Raw genomic sequence first — 24,852 nt, forward strand, 5'->3', positions numbered from 1 at the left:
GGGGCGTCCGTCGTCTGGTGTGTCAGTGACCGCTGATGCGTCGTCGGTGTGCGATGCGGTGACCGAGCCACAGCATCGCCGCGATGAGCCCCGCGATCGCGGTCCCGACGATCCAGGGGAGGATGCCGGGGGTGATCCCGGAAGTCCCCGCAGCGAGCTCCGTGGTCCCGTCGGCCAGTCGGGCGTTGCCGTCGCTCAGGTCGATCGTTCCGTCGGCGAGCGCGTGCGCTCCGTCGTCGAGCGTGACGGAGCCCGCGGCGAGCTCGTCGGCTCCGGTGGCCAGCGCACGGGCTCCGGAGGACAGGCTGCCGGCGCCCTCGGAGAGTGCGGCCGTGCCGTCCGCGAGCGCACCCGCGCCGGACGAGAGCGTCCCGGCCCCGGCAGCGAGACTCCGGGCTCCGGACTGCAGGCGGGTCGAGCCGTCGACGAGGCGCACCGTGCCGGACTGCAGGTCGCCCAGCCCGTCGCGCAGGTCGCCGGACTTCTCGGCGAGTCGGCCACCGCCGGCGACCAGCGCGTCGGTCCGAGCATCCAGGGCGCTGGCGCCGTCGGAGAGCTGCTGCGCGCCGGCAGTGAGCCTGTCCGCGCCGTCGGCCAGGTCCCGCGACCCGTCCGAGGCCCGCTGGACCCCGGCGGCGAGCTCGTCCGAGCGCGAGGCTGCGGTCCCGGCACCAGCCGCGAGCTCACCGGCCTTGGTCGACGCGGTCGTGAGACCCTCGGCGAGGGTTGCCGAGCCGGTCTCCAGGCCGCCCAGCCCGGTCGACAGGGCCGACGTCCCCGCCGACAGCGTTGCCGCACCGTCGGCGACGCTCGCCGCCCCGCCGGACACCTCGGACAGCTTCGTCGAGATCGTGGTGAGCGCGCCGTGCATGCCGGCGACCCCCTCCGACACGGCTGCCGCGCCGCTGGAGACCTGCTGCGCACCGGCCGCGAGGCCCTCGAGCTGCGCCCGCAGGGTCGGGTCGCCGACGGACGCCGCGAGTGCGGAGAGCGACGACTGCAGACCGGACGCGCCTGACGCGACCGCTTTGGCGCCCCCGGGCACCCCCGCGGTCTTCGAGGCGGCATCCTTCGATGCGGCGGCGAGCGTCTCCACCCCGGCGGACAGCTTCGCTGCACCCGTGGAGAGGGTGGCGGCGCCTGTATTCACCGAGATACCGCCCGCGGCGGCCTTGGCGGCACCGGCGGCGAGCGCATCCGCGCCGGTCGAGAGTCGAGCGACCCCGTCGTGGAGCTGGCCCGCGCCGCCCGAGATCCTGCCGAGTCCCGAGGCGAGCTCGCCGGCACCGGTCGACGCGCGGGTCAGTCCGCTCGAGAGCGCTGCGGCGCCGGCATCCGCCTTCGTGGCGCCTGCGGCCAGCTCGCCGGCCCCGCTCTCGACCCGCTCGATCCCTGCCTTCGCCTTATCGATGCCCTGGGAGAGGTCCTTCGCGCCGTCGGCGAGCAGGACGGATCCGGATGCTGCGCGTGACGCGCCGGCGTTGAGCCGCACCGCGCCGTCACGACCCGCTGCCGCTCCGTCGGCGAGCGTCTGGGAACCCGTCGACAGCTTGGAGGCGCCGGCAGCGAGGTCGTCGGCGCCGCTCGCCGCGGAGCCTGCGCCCTGTGCGAGTCGTGCCGCGCCGTCGGATGCCGTCTGCGCGCCCGCGGCGAGCTGGTCCGCTCCTGTGGCGAGGCGCTCGGTGCCCTCGGCCAGCGAACCGGCGCCTTCGGCGACGTCCTGAGAGCCCGCGCGGGCGAGCGCGGCGCCGTCGTCCAGTCGGCCGGCACCATCGTCCAGCTTCGCCGCCGTCAGCAGATACAAGGTCGTCATCGTGAGCAGGAGCAGGGCGAGGATGACCACGGCGACGGTCATTCCGCGGCCGTGCTCGTGGATGTGGGATCTCGTCATTGACATCTCCAGGGTGCGCGCCCGCGCGCGGGCGTGTGGACGATCCCGCGGGGAGTCCGCCGGATCGGCACTCGTTGTTCGGGTCCCGCGGATCGGCGTCGATACGCGGCGGTGGGGTCGAGAGCGGCTCGACGCTAGCAGCGCGGATCCACGCCGCCCGGGACCGCCCGCAGAGTCTGAGGAATGAGACCAAGTCCCATCCAAAGTGAGCTTCGGTTTCTGTGGGTGTTCGACAACCCCGCGGAAGGTTGGGTGGTCTCCACTCCAGACTGTTGTTTCGTGTGGCTTTGTGTTGTAACGTGTGGCTTGTTCGAGGAGGACACGATGTACGCAACGGAGCGCCAGCAGCTGATCGAGCAGCTCATCGCTGCAGACGGTCGCGTCGCCGTCGTCGATCTCGCAGATCGCTTCCGTGTGACGACCGAGACGGTGCGCCGGGACCTGGCCGCCCTGGAGCGGGCGGGTGCAGTCCGGCGTGTGCACGGCGGAGCGGTGCAGCGCGGACGCGCGAGCACGGCGGAGGCGTCGGTCGCAGAACGTACGTCGCGACGCGCGACGGCGAAGCAGTCGATCGCGAGGGCTGCCGTCGACCTGCTCGGGGACCGACTGGACGGCGCCCTCTACCTCGACGCGGGAACGACCACGGCCTCGATCGCCGCGATCCTTGCGAACGGACCGCACCCGGCGGGGGAGGTCGAAGTGGTCACGCACTCCATGGGCGTGGCGCAGATCCTCGCCGGCGCCCCCGGCATCGGGCTGTCCGTCATCGGCGGGCGGGTGCGCGGACTCACCGCCGCGGCCGTCGGAGCGCAGACCGTCGAATCCGTGCAGCGCCTTCGCCCCGACATCGCCTTCATCGGCACCAACGGGTTGGCCGCCGGGTTCGGCCTGAGCACCCCCGACCCCGACGAAGCCGCGGTCAAGCGCGCGATCGTCGCCGCGGCGCGCCGCGTCGTCGTCGTCGCAGACGCGGACAAGTTCGACGCCGAGTTGCTCGTGTCCTTCGCGCCGCTGTCCGCGGTCGATGTGCTCGTGACCGATTCGGTGCCCGGCGGGGGCCTCGGGGCAGCGCTCGAGGACGCCGGTGTGGAGGTGCAGGTCGCATGATCGTGACGCTGACGACGAACCCGTCGCTCGACCGGACGGTGACGCTCGCGGCGCCGTTGCGCGTCGGCGAGGTGCAGGGTGCGGACGGTGTCCGGGAGGATGCTGGAGGCAAGGGCATCAACGTCGCGCGGGTCGTGGCCGCGGCATCCCGCCCGACCCTCGCGGTCCTGCCGCTCGACGAGGCCGATCCGTTCGCCGCCGCGCTGCGGCAGACCGACGTCCCGGTCCGCGCCGTGCATCACGACGGTGCGACGCGTGCCAACCTCACCGTCGTGGACCCGGACGGCGTGACGACGAAGGTCAACCTCCCGGGAGCCGCGCTGAGCGCCATCGATGCCGCGGCCCTGCAAGCGGCCGTCGTCGACGCCTCCGAGGGCGCCACCTGGCTCGTGCTCGCAGGCTCGCTGGCTCCGGGGCTGCCCGCCGACTTCTACGTCCGAGTGATCGACGCGGTCAGGGAGCGCTGGGGTGCGCTCGCGCCCCGGATCGCCGTCGACACGTCCGGTCCCGCGCTCGCGGCGGTCGTCGAGGCGGCGACGCCGGCGCTGATCAAGCCGAACGACGAAGAGCTCGCCGAGCTCATCGGTCACCCCCTCGATGCGCGACTTCCTCTCGCCGAGGCGGTCGCCGTCGCAGCGGCGGACCTCGTCCCGTCCCGGGTGGACGCCGCGCTGATCACCCTCGGTGGCGACGGAGCGGTGCTGGTGACGGCCGACGGCGCCTGGCACGGCACTCCGCCGCCCACGCAGGTGCGCAGCACCGTGGGTGCGGGCGACAGCTCACTCGCCGGCTACCTGCTCGCCGAGACCGACGGCGCATCCGAGGAGGAGCGGCTGCGATCCGGCATCCGATACGGCTCGGCGGCCGCCGCACTCCCCGGCACCCAGCCCCCCACCCCGAACGACCTGCCGACCGGCGACGTGCCGGTTCGGCGGTTCACGCAGAAGCACAACCCGACCACTGGAGGTCACCGTGACTGAGATCATCACCGCGGAGCTCGTCAGCATCGACGAACCGCTCGGCGGCGACAAGCGCGCCGTCATCGACGCGCTCGCCCAGCGCGTCGCAGCGCAGGGCAGGGCGAGCGACGGCGCGCGCCTGGCGGCCGACGCCTGGGCCCGCGAGGAGAAGGACGAGACCGGACTCCCCGGTGGGATCGCGATCCCGCATGCCAAGAGCGCCGCGGTGTCGCAGGCATCCCTCGCGTTCGCACGGCTGAACCCCGGGGTCGACTTCGGAGCCGAGGATGGCGGCGCCGACCTCGTCTTCCTCATCGCCGCGCCGGACACCGCCGCCGAGGAGCACCTGGCAGTGCTGTCGAAGCTCGCGCGCAGCCTGATGCGCGACGACTTCACCGCAGGGCTCCGCGCGGCGTCATCGGCCGACGAGGTCGTCGCCATCGTCCGGGATGCGATCTCCGATGCGCCTCCCGCCGCGTCGACGGCGGCCGCGCCTCACGCCGCTCCCGCCACGGACGATGCGGTGACCATCGACGGTCGCCCTGCGCGCATCGTCGCAGTCACGGCATGCGCCACGGGTATCGCCCACACCTTCATGGCCGCGGACGCGCTGAGCGCCACGGGCCAGAAGGAGGGGGTGGACCTCGTCGTCGAGCCCCAGGGCTCCAGCGGGTACAAGGCGATCGATCAGAAGATCATCGATGACGCCGACGCCGTGATCTTCGCCGTGGACGTCGACGTGCGCGAGCAGGCGCGCTTCGCCGGCAAGCCGGTGGTCCGCTCCGGGGTGAAGCGCGGCATCGAGCAGCCTGCGCAGCTCATCGCCGAGGCGATTGCGGCGGCGAAGAACCCCAACGCGGCGCGGGTGAGCGGAGCGGCGTCGTCCTCGACGTCCAGCGCTGCGGCACCGACGTCGTTCGGCGGCACCGTCAAGCGAGCGCTCCTCACCGGCGTCAGCTACATGATCCCGTTCGTCGCCGGCGGCGGTCTGCTGATCGCGCTCGGCTTCGCGCTGGCGGGCTACGAGATCGCCTCGGGCCACCCTGATTCGAACGTCAACAACGCCGTCTACGCGCTGCAGAACTTCACCCTGTGGAACCTGCCGCCGGAGGGCCTGCTCTACTACCTCGGCGCTGTCGCCTTCCAGATCGGCGGACTGTCCTTCGGGTTCCTCGTCCCCGCGCTGGCCGGCTACATCGCGTACGGCATCGCCGACCGGCCCGGCATTGCCCCCGGCTTCGTCGCCGGTGCGGTCGCGACCTTCATGGGCGCGGGCTTCATCGGTGCGATCGTCGGCGGTCTGCTCGCCGGACTCGCGGCCTGGTGGCTGAACCGCCTCGAGGTGCCGCGCTGGCTCCGCGGACTCATGCCGGTCGTGATCATCCCGCTCCTCGGCTCGATCTTCGCGTCGGGGCTGATGCTGATGGTCTTCGGTGGGCCGATCGCCGCGCTGACCGTCGTGCTGAACGACTGGCTCGCGGGTCTCACCGGCGCCGGTGTCGTGCTCCTCGGCGTGATCCTCGGCCTCATGATGTGCTTCGACCTCGGCGGACCGGTCAACAAGGTCGCCTACGGCTTCGCGACCGCGAACCTCGCCGCCGGCATCGCCGGAGACGAGCGCTACCTGCAGATCATGGCCGCCGTGATGGCCGCCGGCATGGTGCCGCCGCTCGCGATGGCGCTCGCCTCGACGGTGCTCGGTCGACGGCTCTTCACCGCTCCGGAGCGCGAGAACGGGAAGGCTGCATGGCTGCTCGGCGCCGCGTTCATCTCGGAGGGTGCGATCCCGTTCGCTGCCGCCGACGTCTTCCGGGTCATCCCGGCCGCCATGCTCGGCGGAGCGGTCACAGGTGCGCTCTCGATGTTCTTCGCCGTCACGTCCCGCGCTCCGCACGGCGGCGTGTTCGTGTTCTTCGCCATCGACAACTTCTGGCTGTGGCTGCTGTCGATCGCGGTCGGAACCGTCATCAGCGCGGTGGCCGTGGTGCTCCTCAAGCGCTTCGCCCGCCGCCGCCCCGTGGACGCGGACGTGCCCGCGGCCGCCGTCACCGCATAGTCTCGTAGCACCGACCCAAGGAGGAAGAATCACCATGGCCGAACGGACCGCCACCGTCGCAAGCAGCTCCGGACTGCACGCCCGTCCCGCGAAGCTCTTCGTGCAGGCCGTCAAGGAGACGGGGGTCCCCGTGACCATCGCCGTCCCCGGCGGACCCGACCAGAACGCCGGCAGCATCCTGACGCTCATGGGCCTCGGAGCCACGCAGGGCACGGTCGTGACCCTGAAGGCGGAGGGCGAGGGCGCCGAAGCAGCGCTCGACACGCTCGTCGCGTTCATCGAGACGGACCACGACGCCGAATAGGCCTCGATCAGCACGAACGACGGATGCCGCGGAGCGAGAGCCCGCGGCATCCGTCGTTCGTCGAGGCGGGGCTCAGAGGTCGGTGCTCTCGCCCGGCTCGAGCTCCACGAACTCGCCGCCGTGCTGCTCGGTCGCCCAGCGGAGTCGGTCGCGATGCATGCCGAGCCCGGCTCGGGAGAGAGTCATGTCGTGGGTTCCGAACGCCCGGCGCGGTGCGACCGCGAGGACGTAGTCGATCGCCTCGCCGATCTTGAGCCACGGCGCACCGATCGGCGCGGCCAACAGGGCGACGTCGACGTCCTTCGGCACGGCGTAGGAGTCCCCCGGGTAGTAGAAGCCGTCGTTCACGAGGACGCCGAGGTTGTCGATGACGGGGATCGACGCATGGATGACCGCGTGCTCGCCTCCGAAGAAGCGGAGCTCGAACGGACCGACAGTGATGCTGTCGCCGACGCCCACCTCCGTCACGTCGTAGCCGGATGCCGCAGCGACGACGCCCGCCGGGCCGAAGATCGGCACGCCGGGCGCAAGGCTGAGGATGGCGTCGAGCTGCTGCGCGGTCCAGTGATCGGGGTGCTCATGGGTGATGACGACGCCGACGAGATCGCTCAGATCGAGCGGCAGGGTGAAGCTGCCGGGATCGATCAGGAGTGTGCGTCCCTCGTTCTCGAGGCGGAGGCAGGCATGTTCGTGCTTGGTTACGCGCATCGCCTCAGTCAACCCATCCGCTCCCGACGGAGCAAGCGTCGACCGTCATCGGGGCATCCACGGCACGGATTTTGCGCGCCGCGGAACCTCATGCATAATTGAACGGTTGCCTCCGGAGCTCCGGAGAAAACAACACAGTACGGCCCCATCGTATAGCGGCCTAGTACGCCGCCCTCTCACGGCGGTAACGCGGGTTCGAATCCCGCTGGGGTCACCACAGTGACGAAGCCCCGGACCACGCAGGTCCGGGGCTTCGTCGTTCCTGCGACGATCGTCCGATCAGCCGGTCGTGTCGGCCCGACCGGCACGACGGCGCCGGATGGCTCTCCGGGCCACGCGGACGACGAGCACGACGACGCCGGCGATCACGAGCCAGGGGAGCAGGAACCCGAGGCCGATCACGATGCCGTTGAGCGTCGTCACGAGCGCATTCCACCCGGTGCTGAGCCCGTCCCCGAATCCCTGCGGATCGGCGACGACCCTCTCCTGGGGCGCCGAGACCGCGACCTCCACGCTCGAGAGCGCGACCTGGTCGTCGAGTGCCTCCAGCTGCGCCCGAAGCGAGTCCAGCTCGGCCTGTCGGTCGGCGAGCGCGCCCTCTGCCGCAAGGAGGTCCGCGGTGGAGCCGGCGTCGGCGATCAGTTCCTGCAGTCGATCGACCGACGCCTGCAGCGCCTCGGTGCGGGCCCGGAGGTCCGTCGACTGCGCCGTCACATCGTCTCGCGAGATCTCCGACGACACGACGTCGCCGACCGCTCGGAGCCCGTCGAGGAAGGCGGTCAGGTCGGAGGCCGGCACCCGCACGGTGATCCAGGAGCCGCCGTTCGACGACGGTGCATCGGATCCCTCCGCGGGGGCCTCAGGTTCGGTTCCCGTCCGACCGGCCACGCTCATCGACTCGACGTAGCCGCCTGCACGCTCCGCCGCCGTTCCGACCTCGTCCGCTGCCGCAGCGGGGTCCTCCGCGGTCAGTGAGACGTATGCGCGGGCGATCACCTCGCGCGCCGCCTGGCCGGCGTCACCGCCCGACCCGTCGTCCCCTCCGGCGTCCGCGCCCTCGCCGCCCCCGGCATCCATGTCTTCGTCCGCCAGATCGCGGGGGGCGTCGGGGTGCGACCACAGTTCGGCGTCCGACGATTCCTCCGCGCTCCCCGCGGAACCGGCGACCCCGAACCCGACACCGGAGTTGCTGAGCGCGGGACCGAGGAATCCGGCGACGAGCACGACCGCGGCGGCTGCGCCCGCGACGAGCCACCCGTTCCGGCGGCGGCGGTGCGCGGCGGTTGCAGCACCGGCGCGCTCGGCGTCGATCCGAGCGAAGACCGCTCGCTCTATCTCGTCCTGTCGTTCGGGACTGAGCTCAGGGAGCTCGATCTGGTCCACGGTCACGATCCCTCCGATCCGATGACGGTGCGCAGTCTCGTCCGGACGCGGGAGAGACGATTGCGCACCACGGCGTGAGAGACCCCGAGTTCGGCGGCGGCCGCCTGGTATGCATACCCCTCCGTGGCGCAGAGGCGGAAGATCTGCTGGTCGAGGGGCGACAGCGTGCCCACCTCCGCCAGCACCCGTTCTGCGAGCGCCGAGCCGATGACCTGCTCCTCGACGTCGACGGCCGCGGGGATGGTCTCGGTCATCGCCGCCGCCGTGTGCTCACGATCGCGGCGCTGCCGCCGCATCCGGTTCGCGCTCTGAAAGCGGCAGATCGTCACCAGCCAGGGGAGCAGCGAGTCGCTTGCGAGGTCGAGCTGCGGGAGGCGTCGCCACGCGACGAGGAAGGTCTCCTGCATCACGTCCTCCGCATCCGCCGTATCGCCGAGGAGGCCGTGCGCCAGCCAGAAGACCGGACGGGCGTAGGCGCGGTACAGCGCCCGGAAGGCTGACTGGCTGCCGCCGGCGGCGGCGGCCACCAGCTCCGCGTCGGTCTTCGCGAGCGGTTCGCCCATGGCATCCTCGTTCGTTCTCTCGACGGATGAGTGTCGCGATGAGGGGGATCGTCTCACCCTTCCTGAAAGGTACCCTTGAGGTCGTCCCCCCTCGAAAGGTCCGCATGGAGCTCCCCGTCTGGTTCGAGGTCGGTTCGCTGGTCGTGCTCTCGCTCGTCCTGCTCGCCGACCTCCTGCTGATCATCAAGCGGCCGCACGTCCCCTCGACGAAGGAGTCCGCCCTGTGGGTGGCCTTCTACGTGGGGTTGGCGCTCGTCTTCGCGCTCGTGATGCTCCAGGTCGCGGGTGGGGAGTACGCGGGGCAGTTCGTCGCCGGCTGGCTCACCGAGTACAGCCTCTCGGTCGACAACCTCTTCGTCTTCGTCCTGATCATGAGTCAGTTCTCGGTGCCTCGCGCCGCGCAGCAGAAGGTGCTGATGGTCGGGATCATCATCGCCCTCGTGCTGCGCGGGATCTTCATCCTGCTGGGCGCCGCGATCATCGAGCAGTTCAGCTGGGTCTTCTACGTCTTCGGTGCGTTCCTCATCTACACCGCGTGGCGTCAGGCGTTCCCCGGCGAGGACCACGAGGACGAGGAGAAGAAGGAGAGCTTCGTCGTCCGTCTGCTCCGCAAGCGGATCGCGATCAGCGATGAGTACGACGGCGCCAAGGTCCGCACCCGGATCGACGGCAAGAAGGTCTTCACGCCGATGATCATCGTCTTCGCGGCCCTCGGCATGACGGACCTGCTCTTCGCGATCGATTCCATCCCCGCGATCTTCGGCATCACGCAGAGCGCCTTCATCGTCTTCACGGCGAACATCTTCGCGCTCATGGGGCTCCGCCAGTTGTACTTCCTGCTGGGCGGGCTCCTCGACCGCCTGAAGTACCTCCATTACGGCATCGCCTTCATCCTGGCCTTCATCGGGGTCAAGCTCGTGCTCCACGCGATGCACGAGAACGAGCTGCCGTTCATCAACGGCGGCGAGCACATCGAGTGGGCCCCGGAGATCTCGACGTGGATGTCGCTCGGTGTCATCGTCGCGTCGATGGCGGTCGCGACGATCGCGAGTCTCATCGCGGCGCGCCGGGACGGCCTGCGCGAGCCCGTGCCGGCGACGGGTCCGACGCCCACCGGTCACGCCGAGGACGTCGCGGACGAGAAAGGCACGCCGCGCGCAGTCGACCCCCGCCCGAACGACGGCGACCGCTGAGGCCGCGACGACGGCGACCGCTCCAGCGCGGGCGGCCCGGTCAGAACGGGCGGAGATTGGCGCGCAGGCCCGCCTCGTAGTCGCGACGCAGGATGCCCCGCCGACGCAGGATCGGCACCAGCTCGTCGAGTGTGCGGTGCAGCGTCACGGGATGGAGATCGCCCCACAGCAGGACGCCGTCGTTGCCCCAGGTGCCGAACTCCTCGATGCGATCCGCGAGTTCGCCCGCCGTGCCGACCCATCCCGAGCCGTCATGCAGGCGACCGAGGCGGGCGTGCGCCGAGAGGATCGCGCGGAGGGGAGCGTCCTCGTCGTGGTCCCCGACGAGACGGCGGATGCTTCCGTGGCTGACGTGGTCGCCGAAGACAGACCTGTCCAGCGGGCGCTCGAGATCGAGCGCGGTCAGGTCGGTCTCCAGGTCGCTCGACTGTTTCTCGGCGATCCGCCGGAGGGTGGCGTCGTCGGGATGCCGCGACGCGGCGACGATCCGGTCGGCCTCTTCGGACGACGACACCACGGCCGGCTGGATCGCGAAGAGGATGGTGATGTCCTCGGGAGTCCGCCCCGCCGCGGTCGCCGCATCGTGGATCCTTCCGCGATACGCGCGGACAGACGCCTCGTCCATCGGTGCGAGTACGAGTTGGACGTCCGAGTTGGCGCCTGCGAAGCCCAGTCCGCGAGGCGAGCCGCCGGGTGAGACGATCACCGGCTCGCCGTCGGTGAAGGGGACCGCGTTCAAGGGACCGTCGAAGGAGTAGTACTCCCCGCGATGCACGGTCGGCTGCAGCAGCGTGCCGTCGGCGTACCGCCCCGCGGCCGGATCGGCGATGAGGGCGCCGTCCGGCCAGCTGCGCCAGAGGTCGCGGACGCCGCGCATCCACTCCTCGGCCCGGTCGTACGCGGCGTCGTGCCCCAACTGGGGCGCAGCGCCGAAGTGGCGGGCGCTGCCCGTGTCGGTGACGACGTTGAGGCCGAGGCGGTGACCGCTCAGGTGCTGCAGGGTCGCGAACTGCCGGGCCGCGGTGTACGGGAGCGTGGCGGCGGGATTGACCGTGGGGACGATGCCGATGTGCTCGGTCGCGGCGAACAGATACGGGGCGAGCAGGAGGGGATCGAGCTTGGGACCGCCGAACGCCTGACGGACCCGCAGGTCGATCGTCGACGGCGATCCGAGGGATGGGGCGTCCTCGATGATGAGGAGGTCGAAGCCCGCCTGCTCGAGCGTCCGGACGGCCTGCTGATAGAGCGCGGGGGACGTCCAGTCGTAGTCCCACTCGAGGTACGGGTGGCCCCAGCCGTGCGGACCGAACCCCCGAGCCAGGAACCACCCGAAGTGCTGCGGTCTCGTCATGCGACCACGTCCACCGCGAGCGAATCCGTGTCGACCGTCGCTGCGGCGGCGAGGGCGCCGGCGAGGTCGGCGATGAGGTCGTCGACGTCCTCGATCCCGATCGACAGTCGGAGTGTGCCGGGGTGCACGCCAGCGGCGGCGCGCTCCTGCGCGGAGCGGCCCGCGTGACTGGTCGTCCCCGGGTGCAGGACGAGGGAGCGGACGTCGCCGAGGTGCGTCATGTGGACGACGACCTGCAGCGCCTCGACGAACGCCTTCGCGGCGGGGAGTCCGCCGCGAAGCGTGAGTGTGAACACCGACCCGTACCCGCCGCGGAGGTACCGCTTCGCGAGGTGGTGGGTCGGATGCGTCGGCAGTCCGGCGTGATCGACCGACAGCACCTCGGGGCGGTCGCTCAGCCAGCGGGCGACGGCGAGGGCGTTCGCCGATTGCCGCTCAACGCGGAGCGAGAGGGTCTCGGCGCCCTGCCCGATGAGGAAGGCGTTCAGCGGTGACGGCGTCGGTCCGAACCGCGGTGCGACACCGTCGCGGAGGTGCGCCACGCGCGCCCGCCCGCCGTGCCGCTCCCATAGGCCGGCACTCCCGTCCCTGTCGCGGGCGACGAGGTGGGGGAACAGCGCCCCCGCGCGTGCCGCGTCGAATGCGCCGTCGTCCACGATGACGCCGCCGAGGACGGCGCCCTGCCCGGCGAGGAATTTGCTCGCGGAGTGCACGACGATCGCCGCCCCGTGCTCCAGGGGCCGCACGAGATACGGCGTGGCGAAGGTGTTGTCGACGACGAGGGGGATGCCGGTCTCGTCGCCGACCGCCGCGATCGCCGCGATGTCGAGGACGTCGTTGCGCGCATTGGCGATCGACTCGCCGAAGAGCACCCGGGTCTCCGGTCGGATGGCGGCGCGCCAGGCCGACGGGTCGGCGATGTCGTCGACAAACGTCGTCTCGATGCCCAGGCGTGACAGGTTGTCGACGAGCAGGCCGCGCGTTCCCTCGTAGATGTGGTTCGAGCACACGATGTGCGATCCGGCATCGAGGAGACCCAGCAGGGCGACCGTGATGGCCGCCTGACCGGATGCGAGGAGGATCGCGTCGGTCCCGCCCTCGAGCGAGGCGAGCTTGCGCTCCACGGCGTCCACGGTGGGGTTCCCGGTGCGGGTGTAGCCCCAGCCGTCCCCCGCGCCGAAGTGCACGGCCGCGTCCTCGAACGCGTCGAACGTGAAACCGGCCGTCAGATGGATGGGCGTGGCTCGCGGGGTTGCGTGCGCGGCATCCCCACCCACGTGGACCTGTCGGGTCGCGAACCCGCGCTCGGGCACTCGGGTCATGGGCGTCTCCTGTCCTCAGGCACCACAGCGTGCCACGCGAGGCGTCCCGCCCGGAGTCGTGCGACGCGGTGTTACGGGCGGGGGCCGGACCGGACGACCGGATGCCGGTGGTAGTCTGGCGCCGTGCGGACCGCTCGACTCCTTATCGGCCGCGGCGAGATCTCGTTCTGAGCCCTCTCTCGTCGCGGAGGCCGTCGCGGGCGCCATCCGACATCAGGAGACACCATGAGCACGATTCCCGACCGTCCCCGCACCCTCGCCGAGAAGGTGTGGGACGACCACCTCGTCGTGAAGGGTGAGGGCGGCCAACCCGACCTCATCTACATCGACCTCCACCTCGTCCACGAGGTGACGAGCCCTCAGGCGTTCGACGGCCTGCGTGCGGAGGGTCGTCCGGTCCGGCGGCTCGACCTCACCATCGCGACGGAGGACCACAACACCCCGACGCTCGACATCGACAAGCCGATCGCCGACCTGACCAGTCGAACCCAGATCGAGACGCTGCGCCGCAACGCCGAGGAGTTCGGCGTCCGGCTGCATTCCCTGGGCGACAAGGAGCAGGGCATTGTCCACGTCGTGGGCCCGCAGCTGGGTCTCACGATGCCCGGCATCACGGTCGTGTGCGGTGATTCGCACACCTCCACGCACGGTGCCTTCGGGGCGATGGCCTTCGGCATCGGCACCAGCGAGGTCGAACACGTCCTGGCCACGCAGACGCTGCCGCTGAAACCGTTCAAGACGATGGCCATCACTGTCGAGGGGACGCTGAAACCCGGCGTGAGCGCGAAGGACATCATCCTCGCGATCATCGCCAAGATCGGTGCGAACGGCGGCCAGGGCTACGTGCTCGAGTTCCGCGGATCGGCGATCCGCTCCCTCTCGATGGAGGGGCGGATGACGATCTGCAACATGTCGATCGAGGCGGGCGCCCGCGCGGGCATGATCGCCCCCGACAACACCACGTTCGCGTACGTGAAGGACAAGCCGCACGCGCCGCAGGGGGCCGATTGGGACGCCGCGGTCGAGTACTGGCGCACCCTGCCCTCCGACGAGGGAGCGGTCTACGACGCCGAGGTCTTCCTCGACGCCGACGAGCTGGAGCCCTTCGTGACCTGGGGGACGAACCCCGGTCAGGGCGTCTCGCTCAGCGGTGTCGTGCCGGACCCGGCGACGATGACCGACCCGAACGAGCAGGCCGCGGCGCAGCGGGCCCTCGAGTACATGGACCTCGCCCCCGGCACCCGCCTGAAGGACGTCGCGGTGGATGCCGTCTTCATGGGCTCCTGCACGAACAGCCGCATCGAGGACCTCCGCCAGTTCGCCTCGCTCATCGAGGGACGCACGAAGGCGGACGGCGTGCGCGTCATGGTCGTCCCCGGCTCGGCTCGCGTGCGCCTGGAGGCCGAGGCCGAGGGCCTCGACCGCATCATCACCGCGTTCGGTGCCGAATGGCGCTTCGCGGGCTGCTCGATGTGCCTCGGGATGAATCCCGACCAGCTCGCGCCGGGGGAGCGGTGCGCATCGACGAGCAACCGCAACTTCGAGGGGCGGCAGGGCAAGGGCGGGCGCACCCACCTCGTCTCGCCGCAGGTCGCCGCGGCGACCGCCGTGCTCGGCCGCCTCGCGAGTCCGAGCGATCTCGATGCGATGGCGATGACGGAGGCCTGACATGGATGCGTTCACCACCCACACGGGCGTCGCCGCGCCGCTGCGGCGCTCGGCGGTCGACACCGACCAGATCATCCCCGCTGTCTACCTCAAGCGGGTGACGAAGACCGGGTTCGACGACGCGCTGTTCGCCAACTGGCGCCAGGATCCGGAGTTCATCCTCAACCAGGATGCCTACCGCCTGGCATCCGTCCTCATCGCCGGTCCCGACTTCGGCACCGGGTCCAGCCGCGAGCACGCCGTCTGGGCGCTGCGCGACTACGGCTTCCGGGTCGTCCTCTCCACGAAGTTCGCCGACATTTTCCGGGGCAACGCGGGCAAGCAGGGCCTGGTCACGGGGGTCGTCTCGGAGGACGACCTCGAGGCGATCTGGGCCGCCATCGAAGCGCAGCCGGGCCGCGAGATGACGGTCGACCTCGAGACACGCACCGCACGGGTCGGCGACGTCCAGGCCTCCTTCGAGATCGACGATTACACTAGGTGGCGGCTTCTCGAAGGGCTCGACGACATCGGGCTCACGCTGCGCAACGAAGACAAGATCGCGCAGTTCGAGGCGCGCCGCGAGGCGTGGCGGCCGCGGACGATTCCCGTCCTCTAGCCGGATCGCGCCCCGCACAACGGGGCCGTCCTGCGATTCCTCGACACACTGGTGAGGTCCCATCCGATGAACACACTCCTGAGCGACTCCGCGTCGACGCCCGCCCGCAGCGGTGCGAACGGCCAGACCCTCGTCATCCGCGGTGGGCGTCCGCTGCGGGGACGCGTCGAGGTCAAGGGCGCGAAGAACCTCGCCACCAAGGCGATGGTGGCGGCCCTCCTCGGCGAGACGGCGAGTGTCCTCCGGGATGTGCCCGACATCAGCGACGTGCACGTCGTGCGTTCGCTCCTCGAGGTCCACGGCGTGCACGTCGAGGACCTCGAGGACGGCGTCCTCCGGCTCGACCCGAGCGGCGCCGTCTCGGCGCACATGGAGGAGATCGACGCGCACGCGGGAGCGTCCCGCATCCCGATCCTCTTCTGCGGCCCCCTGCTGCACCTGCTCGGCCAGGCGTTCATCCCCGATCTCGGCGGATGCCGCATCGGCGACCGCCCGATCGACTTCCACCTCGACGCGCTCCGCTCGTTCGGGGCCATCGTCGACAAGCTGCCGAGCGGCATCCGCCTGTCGGCACCGCGCGGACTGCACGGCGCGAACATCGAGCTGCCGTATCCGAGCGTGGGCGCGACCGAGCAGGTCCTGCTGACGGCAGTCCGCGCGAAGGGCACGACGGAGCTCCGGAACGCCGCCATCGAGCCCGAGATCATGGATCTCATCGCGGTGCTGCAGAAAATGGGCGCGATCATCTCCTACGAGCCCAACCGGGTGATCTTCATCGAGGGTGTCGACTCGCTGCGCGGGTACGACCACCGCGCGATCTTCGACCGCAACGAGGCCGCCTCGTGGGCCGCCGCGGCGCTGGCGACCGACGGCGACATCTTCGTCGGGGGAGCCAAGCAGCAGGAGATGCTCACGTTCCTCAACGTCTTCCGCAAGGTGGGCGGCGATTTCGACATCGCGGAGGACGGCATCCGCTTCCGCCGGGGCGGCGCACTCAAGCCGGTCATGGTCGAGACCGACGTCCACCCGGGCTTCATGACCGACTGGCAGCAGCCGCTGATCGTCGCCCTCACCCAGGCCGAGGGCGAGTCCATCGTCCACGAGACCGTGTACGAGAACCGACTCGGCTTCACCCGCGCGCTCGTGCAGATGGGCGCCGACATCGTCGTCCACCCCGAGGGCATCGCGAGCTCCGACCGACGCGTCCCGCGACGCGAGCTCGAGCAGGCCGCCGTCATCAACGGTCCGACACCCCTCCGTGGTGCAGACGTCGTGGTCCCCGATCTCCGCGGCGGCTACTCGTACGTCATCGCGGCGTTGGCCGCGGAGGGCGAGTCGACGGTGCGCAACATCGGGATCATCCGTCGGGGCTACGAGAAGTTCCTCGAGAAGCTGACGGACCTCGGCGCCGACTTCGACGTCACGGAGTGACCGCGTGAGCGCTCGTCGCCGCGCCTCGGCCGAGAAGAGGACGCCGAGCGTCTTCTGGCCGGCCGCAGCCATCGTCGTGCCCGCCACCGGGTGGTTCGCCCGGATCGAGATCGAGGGCGGGGAACACCTGCCGCAGGAGGGCTCCTACGTCCTCGCGCCCAACCACTACAGCGAGTTCGATCCGATCATCATCGCCGTCGCGACCTGGCGGCTCGGCCGCGCGCCGCGGTTCATGGCGAAGGAGAGCCTGTTCAGGGTGCCCGTGCTGGGCTGGCTGCTCCGGGCGACCGGCATGGTCCCGGTGGCACGGGCATCCACGTCGGCCGCCGCGAAGCAGACCCTCGCGGCGTCCAATGCCCTCGTCGCTGCCGGGCGCGGGGTCATCGTGTACCCCGAGGGGTCGCTGACGCGCGACCCGGACATGTGGCCCATGCGCGGCAAGACGGGCGCCATGCGTCTGGCACTCGCGGCATCCGAGCCCCTTCCCGTCATCCCCGTGGCGACGTGGGGCGTTCAGCAGATCCTGCCGCGATACGGCAAGCTGCGGTTCTGGCCGCCGCGCCGGCGCGTACGGGTCCTCCTCGGCCCGCCCGTCGACCTGTCCGCCTACACGGACACGACGCCGTCCACGCTCGTCGCCGCGACCGACGCCGTCATGCGCGACATCTCCGTCCTGCTCGGGCGCCTCCGAGACGAAGACCCGCCGGCGGAGCGGTGGAACCCCTCGCAGCACGGACAGAAGGAGACGGGGCGTCTTGACTCCTAAGGAAGCCGCGCGGTCCTCCGTCGCCGCGCCGCGCGTCGCCGTGCTCGGGTCCGGGAGCTGGGGCACCACGTTCGGCAAGGTGCTCGCCGACGGCGGCGCCGACGTCATGATGTGGGCGCGCCGCGCCGAACTCGCCCACGAGATCCGGGAGGGCAAGCGCAACTCGCAGTACCTGCCGGGCATCAACCTGCCGCGCAGCCTCGGAGCGACGCACCACCTCGCGGAAGCCCTCGACGGCGCCACCCAGGTCTACATCGCGATCTCGAGCCAGGCGCTGCGTCAGAACCTCAAGGGCGTCAGGCCACTCCTCGCGTCAAGCGACGCGCCGATCGTGTCGCTCATGAAGGGCGTCGAGAAGAAGACCGGGCTGCGGATGAGTCAGGTCCTCGAGCAGGAGCTGCGGTGCGACCCCGACCGTATCGCGGTGGCATCGGGGCCGAACCTCGCGCTCGAGATCGCCCGGCAGCATCCGACCGCCGCGGTGATCTCGTCGTCGAGCCAGGACACGGCCGACGCGGTCGCCCGCCTGTCGCGCAACCGATACTTCCGCACCTTCGTCAACACCGACGTCATCGGCACGGAGTTCGGGGGCGTCCTCAAGAACCTCATCGCGGTCGCGATCGGCATCGTCGACGGCGTCGGCTACGGCGAGAACACGAAGGCGTCGATCATCACCCGCGGGCTGGTCGAGATGACCGACTTCGCCGTCGCGCAGGGCGCACAGCCCGAGACGCTGCAGGGCCTCGCGGGCCTCGGCGACCTCATCGCCACCTGCCAGTCGCCGCTCAGTCGCAACAACACGGCCGGGCGTCTGCTCGGGCAGGGGTACAGCTTCACGGAGGTCGTGAAGCAGATGGACCAGACGGCGGAAGGCCTCGCGTCGGTCGCCCCGATCCTGCAGCTGGCGCGGCAGGCGGGCGTGCAGATGCCGATCGTGGAACAGGTCAAGATGGTGCTCGACGGCACGATGGATCCGCGGGACATCGCCCCGCATCTCACGACCGACGACGACGAGCCCATGGGGGAGAGGACTTCGAATGGTTCAGGCGGCAGTGGTTCTGCTCTTCGGCGGGCGTTCCAGCGAGCACTCGATCAGTTCCGCGACGGCGGGCGGGGTGCTGCGCGCGATCGATCGTGAGCGCTTCCGGGTCATCCCGGTCGGCATCACCCGCGACGGCGCGTTCGTCCTCGAGGACGACGACCCCGACAAGTTCGCGCTGAACCCGGACCGTCTGCCGGAGGTCGTCGACAACGGCACGCGCGTGGTGTGGCCCGATTCGACCCGCAGCAGGGAGCTGTCGGTGCGACGGGCGGACGGCACCGTCGAATCGCTCGGCGACGTCGACGTGGTCTTCCCGATCCTGCACGGACGCTTCGGAGAGGACGGCACCGTCCAGGGCTTCCTCGAACTCCTCGACCTGCCCTACGTCGGCGCGGGTCTGCTCATGTCGGCCATCGGCATGGACAAGCACACGACGAAGAGCATCCTCCAGGCCGCCGGCGTCCCCGTCGTCCCCTGGGTGACGCTCACCCGCCCGGCGCTCGACCGTGACCCGGACCTCTGGCACCGCAGGGTCCGCGCCCTCGGCCTGCCCGCCTTCGTGAAGCCCGCACGGGCGGGGTCCAGCGTCGGCGTCTCGAAGGTCTCCGAGTGGGACCAGCTGGATGCCGCGCTCGACGCCGCGTTCGCCGAGGACGACACGATCCTCGTGGAGCAGGCCGTGGTCGGTCGTGAGGTCGAGTGCGGTGTGCTGCAGGGGAGGGACGGCGGCGACCCGCGCGTGAGCGTCGCCGGAGAGATCGTCGTCAGCGGACGAGACTTCTACGACTTCGCGGCGAAGTACCTCGGTGCCCCCGGGATCGACCTCGTCTGCCCTGCGGAGCTCCACGACGGCGAGCTCCGAGAGATGCAGCGGATCGCTGCGCGCGCGTTCGAGGCGGTCGGCGGGCAAGGGCTCTCGCGCGTGGACTTCTTCTACACCGGGACCGAGTTCTTCGTGAACGAGGTCAACACGATGCCCGGCTTCACGCCGATCTCCATGTTCCCGACCTGCTGGATCGAGAGCGGACTCAGCTACCCGGATCTCATCAGCGAACTGATCGACCTCGCGCGCTGATCCCGTCGGACGTCACGGCGCCTCGGCGTCGGGGGTGACCTCCGACGCGGCGACGCAGGCGGCATCCGTCTCGAATCGGTCCACGATCACGCGACTCACCGCGTCGACGGGGCCGCGCGACGAGACGGCGTCGTAGTCGATGATCAGCTCGACGGCCGGGACCCGTCCGTACGTCGTGATGCGGTACAGCGGGGCCTGCGAGTCGTCGACGATCCAATCGACCCCCGACACGCTCTGGCACGGGAGCTCGGTCGGACCGGGAGGGGTGACGCCGCACGCCAGCTGCACCGTGGTCGGGTCTCCCCAGGCCGCCGTCGACTGCGCATCCGTCCAGCGCCGGTCCTGGTCGTCGAAGGCGGCCGGCAGTCGCACCATGAGCTCGGCGCAGCGCGGATCGTCCGACGCGGGCGGCGATTGCAGCGCGACGGTGGACGAGCACCCCGCGAGGAGCGCCGCGCCGAGGGCCAGCACAGCGCCCAGAGCGACTCGAGGCCGGAGGGTGGAACGGTCGCGCGGCATCCCTTCAGGCTACCGTGGAGGCATGAGCGAGCCCTGCGTGCGCGACGTGTCGGAGCGCGAGATCCTGGCCCGCATCATGGCCGTCCTCGGCCCCCTCTCGACGGCCGAGGTCGGTCCGGGTGACGATGCCGCGGTGATCGCCGTCCCGGGGGGACGCGTGGTTGCAACGACCGACACGCTCGTCCACGGTCCGGATTTCCGGCTCGCATGGACGTCGCCGCGCGACCTCGGCTGGAAGGCGGCGGCGGTGAACCTGGCCGACGTCGCGGCGATGGGGGCACGTCCCACAGCCCTGCTGGTGGCCCTCGCCCTGCCCGACACCCTGCCGGTGACCTTCGTCGACGGTCTCGCGACCGGCTTCGCAGAGGCGATCGGCGACCTGGCCCCCGGCTGCGCCGTCGAGGGCGGCGACCTGACGGTCTCGGACACCCTCACCGTCGCGGTCACCGCGCTGGGCGTCCTCGACGATCGTCCGGTCCTCCGATCGGGTGCGAGGCCCGGGGACACCATCGCGGTCGCGGGCGTCCTCGGCGCGGCCGCCAGGGGACTCGACATCCTCTTCGCGCGGTTCCGAGGCTCCGACGGGGCGCCCGTGCCCGTGGACGACGCGTCACTGACGGACGTCGAGCGACGCGACGTGGCGGCGCAGCTGCGGCCGCGTCCTCCGCTCGAGCTGGGGCCCGCGGCGGCTCGAGCGGGCGCGACGGCGATGATGGACGTCTCCGACGGCCTCCTCCTCGACGCGACACGGCTGGCCGACGCGTCGCGGATCACGGTGTCGATCGACAGGGAGATGGATGCCGCCGCCCTCCGCGGCGGCGAGGATCACGCCCTCCTCGCGGCCTTCCCTCCGGGCCGGGTGGCGTCCGGCTTCGATCCGATCGGTCGCGCACTCCCGCGGGGCGGGCACGCGGTGCTCGTCGGCGGGGTTCCGCCGGAGGGTCCCCGAGGGTGGGATCCTTACCGGGACTGGGACGCCGGCAGGGGCTGACCGTCCGGAGAGAGCCACCACACGCACGTGTCCCCGTACCGCTTCGACCGCTCCACGACGAGCCCCGGCGGCAGCGCCGGCTCACCCGACCGGCTCGCCCGTTCCAGCACCACGACGGCGTGCGGGGACAGTCGCGCGGTGAGGAGCGCGAGCGTGGCCGCGACCTCGGCATCCGGCATGTCGTACGGCGGGTCGACGAACACGAGGTCCCACGAGACCGAGGCTGAGCGCAGGTAGGTGTCGGCCGCAGCCCGGTGCACCGTGAGCCGCCGGCCCGGCAGGCTGCGGGTGACCGATCGGACGTTCCGTTCGACGACGCCGGCCGCCTTGGCCGACTTCTCGACCAGGTCGGCGGATGCCGCGCCGCGACTGACCGCCTCGAGCCCGAGCGCTCCCGAGCCGGCGAACAGGTCGAGCACCGCGGCATCCGGCAGCAGGCCCGCCGCATCGAGCGCGCCGAACATCGACTCGCGCACCCGCTCGCTCGTGGGTCGGGTACCGGCGTCCGGCACGGACAGCGGCAGCGACCCGGCGTCGCCCGCGATGATCCTCGTCACCCCGCCACGATAGCCGCGTCCGCGGCCGCTCCTAGACTCGACTCATGCCGCCGCACACCTTGGACACGCCCCTCGGGCCCACGGTGGGCGAGACGGCCAGCAAAGCCCTGAAGCGGGCCTTCGGGATGCTGACGGTCGGCGACCTGCTCGCGCACTATCCGCGCCGCTACGCGCAGCGCGGAGAACTCACCCCCATCGACGCGCTCCCGGTCGGTGAGCTCGTGACGATCGTCGCCGAAGTGCGCTCGGCGAGCGTCCGGCAGATGCGCGGGCGCCGCGGCGACCTCGTCGAGGCGGTGATCAGCGACGGCCGGGGGACGCTCTCGCTCACCTTCTTCGGACAGGCCTGGCGGCTGAAGGAGCTGCGGGCGGGGCGGCAGGGGACCTTCTCCGGGAAGGTCGGCGAGTATCGGGGGCAGAAGCAGCTCACGCATCCCGACTACGAGCTCTTCGATGATGAGGGCGCCGCGCGGATGAACGCCGAGGCCCTTCGGAACGTGCCGATCCCCATCTACCCGGCAACGAGCACCGTCGCCAGCTGGCAGATCAAACGGTGCGTCGATCAGGTGCTCCCCGGGCTGGGCGATGTCCCCGACCCGCTCCCCGACGAGTTCCGCCGCCGGCACGGCCTGCTGGGGGCGCGGACCGCACTGGTCCGCCTGCACGCGCCCGAGTTCCCCGATCAGGTCGCCCCCGCGCGTGAGACGCTGCGGATGCACGAGGCGCTCGTGCTCCAAGCCGCACTCCTGCAGCAGCGGCAGCTCGTCCGCATGATGTCCGCGACTGCTCGGCCGGCGGGCGCCCTGCTGGAGCGATTCGACGACGCCCTCCCGTTCGAGCGCACCTCGGATCAGGTCGCGGTCGGTGATCGGATCTCCGCGGATCTCGTCGGCGCCTGGCCGATGAACCGACTCGTGCAGGGCGAGGTCGGCTCGGGCAAGACCCTGGTCGCCCTGCGCGCGATGCTGCAGGTCGCGCAGTCCGGAGGGCAGTCCGCGCTCATCGCGCCGACGGAGGTGCTCGCGTCGCAGCACGTCCGCTCGATCGCGCGGATGCTCGGCCCGGCACTGTCGCCCGAGCTCATGCCGACGCTCCTCACCGGGCAGATGGGCGCCGCCGACAGGCGCAAGGCGGCACTCCGCGTCGCGTCGGGACAGGCGCTCATCGTCGTGGGGACGCACGCCCTCCTGAGTGAGTCGACGACGTTCGCCGACCTCGGCCTCGTCGTGGTCGACGAGCAGCACCGATTCGGCGTCGATCAGCGCGAGACCCTTCGGGCGAAGGGCGCGGCGCCGCACGTCCTCGTCCTGACGGCGACTCCGATCCCGCGCACCGTCGCGATGACCGTCTTCGGTGACCTGGACGTCTCGACGATACGGACGCTCCCCGGCGGGCGGGCCGGGATCTCGAGCTTCGTGGCGCCGGTCGGCGAGAAGCCCGCGTGGTTCGCGCGCGTCTGGGAGCGCGTCGCCGAGGAGGTCGCCCTCGGGCGTCAGGCCTTCGTCGTCTGTCCGGCGATCGACGCCGCAACCGACTCGGGTGACGAGGAGTCGGCGGAGGGCGACGAGCCGGGGCGGACGCGTTGGGGAGTCGTCCAGGCCGCCGCCCTCCTCGAGGCGCACCCCGCGTTCGCGGATGTGCGCGTCGAGATCCTCCACGGCAAGATGCCAGGCGACGAGAAGGATGCCGTCATGCAGGCGTTCGCGCGCGGGGACATCGACGTCCTGGTGGCGACCACGGTCGTCGAGGTCGGCGTGGACGTGCCGAACGCCTCGACGATGGTCATCCTCGAGGCCGACCGATTCGGCGTGTCCCAACTCCATCAGCTGCGAGGTCGGGTCGGGCGCGGCAGCATCCCCGGACTGTGCCTCCTGGTCACCGAGAGCGATCCCGGCACGCCCGCTCGGCAGCGGGTGGAGGCCGTCGCCGCGACGACGGACGGGTTCGACCTGGCGGAGGTCGACCTCGAGCTCAGGGGCGAGGGCGACGTCCTCGGCGACGCGCAGTCCGGGGTCCGCTCCTCCCTTCGGCTGCTGCGGGTCGTCGCGGACGCCGACCTCATCGCCGAGGCCCGTGCCGAGGCCGAGCGCGTGCTCGACGAAGACCCCGCTCTCGAGCACCACCCGGGACTGGCCGCCTCGATCGCGGGGCGCGTCGGCCAGCAGGAGCGGGCCGCCCTGGCGAAGAACTGAGAGCGGAGTCGGCACCGGGAAGCGGCACTCGTTAGGCTCATCCGCATGAGCAACCGGATCGCCGTCGTCCCCGGCTCCTTCGACCCGCCGACCCTGGGACACCTCGACGTGATCCGTCGCGCGGCGGCCCTCTACGACCAGCTCCACGTCCTCGTCGTCCACAATCCGGCGAAGCAGGCGATGCTGCCCATCGCTCAGCGACTCACCCTCCTCGAGGAATCCATCCGCGAGAGCGAGATCGCCGGCGATGTCGTGGTCGCGGCCTGGAGTATGGGACTCCTCGTCGACTACGCCACCGACGTGGGAGCAGGAGTGCTCGTCAAGGGCATCCGGTCGCAGGTCGACGTCGCGTACGAGACGCCGATGGCGATCGTGAATCGTCACCTCGCGCACGTGGAGACGGTGTTCCTGCTGCCCGACCCCTCCCACGCCCTGGTGTCGAGCTCTCTGGTCCGTCAGGTCGCGTCGCTCGGGGGAGACGTGTCCCCGTTCGTTCCGGCACCCGTCGCCCGCTTCCTCGACACCGGCGCCGGAGACATCTGACGGCGCGCACCCCGCGGTGCGGCCCCGGGGCCGCCGACCCCGCGTACGATGGACGACCGTGGTCAGAAAGCATGTGAGCGGTCCGTTCGTCCTGCCCGTCCGCGACATCTCGCGCAAGCCCGGTGAGATGCGCGAGTTCGATCTGGAGGTCCCCGCCCCGGTCAAGTGGGGCGAGGGGCTCGCCTGGATCCCCGAGCACGAACCGGTCGACGTGCGGGTCCGCCTCGAGTCGGTGCACGAGGGGATCCTCGTGTCGGCCGAGATCGCGACGACGTACGAGGGCCAGTGCAGCAGGTGCCTGACGGACCTGACACACCCCCTCGAAGTCGAGTTTCAGGAGCTCTTCGGGTATCCTGGGGACGAAGCGACTGACTTCGAGGTTCAAGACGACCACGTGGATCTTGAAACTCCGGTCAGGGATGCGATCGTCCTGTCGCTTCCATTCCAGCCGGTGTGTCAGCCGGACTGCCCCGGACTCGATCCGTCCACGGGCGAGAAGCTGACCGAAGCGCCGGCTCCGGATGCCCAGATCGACCCGCGCTGGAATGCGCTGGCCGCCTTGTCGGCCCGAACCCCAGACCACGACGACGAGGCATCGCGCCCCGCCGCCGACGACACAGAGAAGAGCTGACC

Annotated in this window: 23 protein-coding genes and 1 tRNA gene; 16 read left to right on the top strand and 8 right to left on the bottom strand. The window is 71.0% G+C overall.

The window, feature by feature from the left end:
* Positions 1-22 precede the first annotated feature (22 nt).
* A complete protein-coding gene (locus KZX17_RS11300) occupies positions 23-1,891 on the bottom strand; it encodes a hypothetical protein (protein ID WP_248173444.1) in 1,869 nt (622 codons plus the stop codon).
* A gap of 324 nt (positions 1,892-2,215) precedes the next feature.
* Between KZX17_RS11300 and KZX17_RS11305 the strand changes: the two genes are divergently transcribed.
* From KZX17_RS11305 to KZX17_RS11320, 4 genes are read left to right on the top strand one after another with little or no spacing between them, the layout of a single operon-like run.
* Entirely contained in the window at positions 2,216-2,998 is a 783-nt protein-coding gene (locus tag KZX17_RS11305) for a DeoR/GlpR family DNA-binding transcription regulator (protein WP_248173447.1), read from the top strand.
* Complete coding sequence (locus KZX17_RS11310) at positions 2,995-3,978, top strand: 1-phosphofructokinase family hexose kinase (protein ID WP_248173450.1); 984 nt, start codon at positions 2,995-2,997, stop codon at positions 3,976-3,978. Before KZX17_RS11305 ends, KZX17_RS11310 begins: the two co-directional genes overlap by 4 nt.
* Positions 3,971-6,013 carry a fructose-specific PTS transporter subunit EIIC gene (locus tag KZX17_RS11315; RefSeq protein WP_248173453.1) on the top strand — a complete coding sequence of 681 codons (2,043 nt, stop codon included), beginning with the start codon at positions 3,971-3,973 and terminating at the stop codon, positions 6,011-6,013. The genes KZX17_RS11310 and KZX17_RS11315 overlap by 8 nt, the downstream gene beginning before the upstream one ends.
* Positions 6,014-6,047: 34 nt before the next feature.
* Positions 6,048-6,317 carry an HPr family phosphocarrier protein gene (locus tag KZX17_RS11320; RefSeq protein WP_248173456.1) on the top strand — a complete coding sequence of 90 codons (270 nt, stop codon included), beginning with the start codon at positions 6,048-6,050 and terminating at the stop codon, positions 6,315-6,317.
* Positions 6,318-6,389: 72 nt separating this feature from the next.
* On the opposite strand, the gene KZX17_RS11325 is transcribed toward KZX17_RS11320, so the two are convergent.
* Complete coding sequence (locus KZX17_RS11325) at positions 6,390-7,025, bottom strand: MBL fold metallo-hydrolase (protein ID WP_248173459.1); 636 nt, start codon at positions 7,023-7,025, stop codon at positions 6,390-6,392.
* A 141-nt stretch (positions 7,026-7,166) separates the two neighbouring features.
* Between KZX17_RS11325 and KZX17_RS11330 the strand changes: the two genes are divergently transcribed.
* Positions 7,167-7,242 (top strand) — tRNA-Glu (locus tag KZX17_RS11330).
* A gap of 62 nt (positions 7,243-7,304) precedes the next feature.
* On the opposite strand, the gene KZX17_RS11335 is transcribed toward KZX17_RS11330, so the two are convergent.
* A complete protein-coding gene (locus KZX17_RS11335; protein ID WP_248175577.1) occupies positions 7,305-8,414 on the bottom strand; it encodes a DUF4349 domain-containing protein in 1,110 nt (369 codons plus the stop codon).
* Positions 8,411-8,971, bottom strand: a complete 561-nt coding sequence (locus KZX17_RS11340) for an RNA polymerase sigma factor (RefSeq protein WP_248173465.1) — start codon at positions 8,969-8,971, stop codon at positions 8,411-8,413. Before KZX17_RS11340 ends, KZX17_RS11335 begins: the two co-directional genes overlap by 4 nt.
* 104 nt (positions 8,972-9,075) lie before the next feature.
* On the opposite strand from KZX17_RS11340, the gene KZX17_RS11345 reads away from it, so the two are divergent.
* On the top strand, positions 9,076-10,164 hold the full coding sequence (locus KZX17_RS11345; RefSeq protein ID WP_248173469.1) for a TerC family protein: 1,089 nt from the start codon (positions 9,076-9,078) through the stop codon (positions 10,162-10,164).
* 40 nt (positions 10,165-10,204) lie between these two features.
* Here KZX17_RS11345 and KZX17_RS11350 read toward each other — a convergent pair whose 3' ends face one another.
* Positions 10,205-11,515, bottom strand: coding sequence for an LLM class flavin-dependent oxidoreductase (locus KZX17_RS11350; RefSeq protein ID WP_248173471.1), 1,311 nt, complete (start codon positions 11,513-11,515; stop codon positions 10,205-10,207).
* Positions 11,512-12,837 (bottom strand): O-acetylhomoserine aminocarboxypropyltransferase/cysteine synthase family protein, encoded by a 1,326-nt coding sequence (locus KZX17_RS11355; RefSeq protein ID WP_248173473.1) that lies wholly within the window; start codon positions 12,835-12,837, stop codon positions 11,512-11,514. Before KZX17_RS11355 ends, KZX17_RS11350 begins: the two co-directional genes overlap by 4 nt.
* Before the next feature lie 225 nt (positions 12,838-13,062).
* On the opposite strand from KZX17_RS11355, the gene leuC reads away from it, so the two are divergent.
* From leuC to KZX17_RS11385, 6 genes are all read left to right on the top strand, one after another.
* A complete protein-coding gene (gene leuC / locus KZX17_RS11360; RefSeq protein ID WP_248173475.1) occupies positions 13,063-14,505 on the top strand; it encodes a 3-isopropylmalate dehydratase large subunit in 1,443 nt (480 codons plus the stop codon).
* A gap of 1 nt (position 14,506) precedes the next feature.
* On the top strand, positions 14,507-15,103 hold the full coding sequence (leuD, locus tag KZX17_RS11365) for a 3-isopropylmalate dehydratase small subunit (RefSeq protein WP_248173477.1): 597 nt from the start codon (positions 14,507-14,509) through the stop codon (positions 15,101-15,103).
* 66 nt (positions 15,104-15,169) lie between these two features.
* A complete protein-coding gene (gene murA, locus KZX17_RS11370; RefSeq protein WP_248173479.1) occupies positions 15,170-16,534 on the top strand; it encodes a UDP-N-acetylglucosamine 1-carboxyvinyltransferase in 1,365 nt (454 codons plus the stop codon).
* A 4-nt stretch (positions 16,535-16,538) separates the two neighbouring features.
* On the top strand, positions 16,539-17,300 hold the full coding sequence (locus KZX17_RS11375) for a lysophospholipid acyltransferase family protein (protein ID WP_248173481.1): 762 nt from the start codon (positions 16,539-16,541) through the stop codon (positions 17,298-17,300).
* Positions 17,290-18,438: an NAD(P)H-dependent glycerol-3-phosphate dehydrogenase gene (locus KZX17_RS11380; RefSeq protein ID WP_248173484.1), complete on the top strand. Its 1,149-nt coding sequence runs from the start codon at positions 17,290-17,292 to the stop codon at positions 18,436-18,438. Before KZX17_RS11375 ends, KZX17_RS11380 begins: the two co-directional genes overlap by 11 nt.
* Positions 18,338-19,417 carry a D-alanine--D-alanine ligase family protein gene (locus tag KZX17_RS11385; RefSeq protein WP_248173486.1) on the top strand — a complete coding sequence of 360 codons (1,080 nt, stop codon included), beginning with the start codon at positions 18,338-18,340 and terminating at the stop codon, positions 19,415-19,417. Before KZX17_RS11380 ends, KZX17_RS11385 begins: the two co-directional genes overlap by 101 nt.
* A 12-nt stretch (positions 19,418-19,429) precedes the next feature.
* On the opposite strand, the gene KZX17_RS11390 is transcribed toward KZX17_RS11385, so the two are convergent.
* Positions 19,430-19,936, bottom strand: a complete 507-nt coding sequence (locus tag KZX17_RS11390; RefSeq protein WP_248173489.1) for a DUF3515 family protein — start codon at positions 19,934-19,936, stop codon at positions 19,430-19,432.
* 22 nt (positions 19,937-19,958) lie between these two features.
* On the opposite strand from KZX17_RS11390, the gene thiL reads away from it, so the two are divergent.
* Positions 19,959-20,927: a thiamine-phosphate kinase gene (gene thiL / locus KZX17_RS11395; protein ID WP_248173491.1), complete on the top strand. Its 969-nt coding sequence runs from the start codon at positions 19,959-19,961 to the stop codon at positions 20,925-20,927.
* Here thiL and KZX17_RS11400 read toward each other — a convergent pair.
* Positions 20,897-21,484 (bottom strand): RsmD family RNA methyltransferase, encoded by a 588-nt coding sequence (locus tag KZX17_RS11400; RefSeq protein WP_248173494.1) that lies wholly within the window; start codon positions 21,482-21,484, stop codon positions 20,897-20,899. The two genes, thiL and KZX17_RS11400, sit on opposite strands and share 31 nt — an antisense overlap.
* Before the next feature lie 44 nt (positions 21,485-21,528).
* Between KZX17_RS11400 and KZX17_RS11405 the strand changes: the two genes are divergently transcribed.
* The 3 genes from KZX17_RS11405 to KZX17_RS11415 all read left to right on the top strand — a co-directional run bounded on the left by KZX17_RS11405 (position 21,529) and on the right by KZX17_RS11415 (position 24,850).
* Complete coding sequence (locus KZX17_RS11405; RefSeq protein ID WP_248173497.1) at positions 21,529-23,676, top strand: ATP-dependent DNA helicase RecG; 2,148 nt, start codon at positions 21,529-21,531, stop codon at positions 23,674-23,676.
* 45 nt (positions 23,677-23,721) lie between these two features.
* Positions 23,722-24,219, top strand: coding sequence for a pantetheine-phosphate adenylyltransferase (gene coaD / locus KZX17_RS11410; protein ID WP_248173500.1), 498 nt, complete (start codon positions 23,722-23,724; stop codon positions 24,217-24,219).
* A gap of 73 nt (positions 24,220-24,292) precedes the next feature.
* A complete protein-coding gene (locus KZX17_RS11415; RefSeq protein ID WP_248174829.1) occupies positions 24,293-24,850 on the top strand; it encodes a DUF177 domain-containing protein in 558 nt (185 codons plus the stop codon).
* The last annotated feature ends 2 nt before the right edge of the window (positions 24,851-24,852 follow it).

It is taken from the genome of Microbacterium sp. EYE_78 (assembly GCF_023149035.1).
Lineage (GTDB): Bacteria > Actinomycetota > Actinomycetes > Actinomycetales > Microbacteriaceae > Microbacterium.

Excerpts from the sequence above, each read along its gene's own strand:
- KZX17_RS11320 (WP_248173456.1), top strand. The coding sequence starts at position 6,048 with ATGGCCGAACGGACCGCCACCGTCGCAAGCAGCTCCGGACTGCACGCC.
- KZX17_RS11405 (WP_248173497.1), top strand. The coding sequence starts at position 21,529 with ATGCCGCCGCACACCTTGGACACGCCCCTCGGGCCCACGGTGGGCGAG.
- KZX17_RS11345 (WP_248173469.1), top strand. The coding sequence starts at position 9,076 with ATGGAGCTCCCCGTCTGGTTCGAGGTCGGTTCGCTGGTCGTGCTCTCG.
- KZX17_RS11340 (WP_248173465.1), bottom strand. The coding sequence starts at position 8,971 with ATGGGCGAACCGCTCGCGAAGACCGACGCGGAGCTGGTGGCCGCCGCC.
- KZX17_RS11350 (WP_248173471.1), bottom strand. The coding sequence starts at position 11,515 with ATGACGAGACCGCAGCACTTCGGGTGGTTCCTGGCTCGGGGGTTCGGT.
- KZX17_RS11300 (WP_248173444.1), bottom strand. The coding sequence starts at position 1,891 with ATGACGAGATCCCACATCCACGAGCACGGCCGCGGAATGACCGTCGCC.
- leuD (WP_248173477.1), top strand. The coding sequence starts at position 14,507 with ATGGATGCGTTCACCACCCACACGGGCGTCGCCGCGCCGCTGCGGCGC.
- coaD (WP_248173500.1), top strand. The coding sequence starts at position 23,722 with ATGAGCAACCGGATCGCCGTCGTCCCCGGCTCCTTCGACCCGCCGACC.
- leuC (WP_248173475.1), top strand. The coding sequence starts at position 13,063 with ATGAGCACGATTCCCGACCGTCCCCGCACCCTCGCCGAGAAGGTGTGG.
- KZX17_RS11385 (WP_248173486.1), top strand. The coding sequence starts at position 18,338 with ATGGTTCAGGCGGCAGTGGTTCTGCTCTTCGGCGGGCGTTCCAGCGAG.
- murA (WP_248173479.1), top strand. The coding sequence starts at position 15,170 with ATGAACACACTCCTGAGCGACTCCGCGTCGACGCCCGCCCGCAGCGGT.
- KZX17_RS11310 (WP_248173450.1), top strand. The coding sequence starts at position 2,995 with ATGATCGTGACGCTGACGACGAACCCGTCGCTCGACCGGACGGTGACG.
- thiL (WP_248173491.1), top strand. The coding sequence starts at position 19,959 with ATGAGCGAGCCCTGCGTGCGCGACGTGTCGGAGCGCGAGATCCTGGCC.
- KZX17_RS11355 (WP_248173473.1), bottom strand. The coding sequence starts at position 12,837 with ATGACCCGAGTGCCCGAGCGCGGGTTCGCGACCCGACAGGTCCACGTG.
- KZX17_RS11305 (WP_248173447.1), top strand. The coding sequence starts at position 2,216 with ATGTACGCAACGGAGCGCCAGCAGCTGATCGAGCAGCTCATCGCTGCA.
- KZX17_RS11325 (WP_248173459.1), bottom strand. The coding sequence starts at position 7,025 with ATGCGCGTAACCAAGCACGAACATGCCTGCCTCCGCCTCGAGAACGAG.
- KZX17_RS11390 (WP_248173489.1), bottom strand. The coding sequence starts at position 19,936 with ATGCCGCGCGACCGTTCCACCCTCCGGCCTCGAGTCGCTCTGGGCGCT.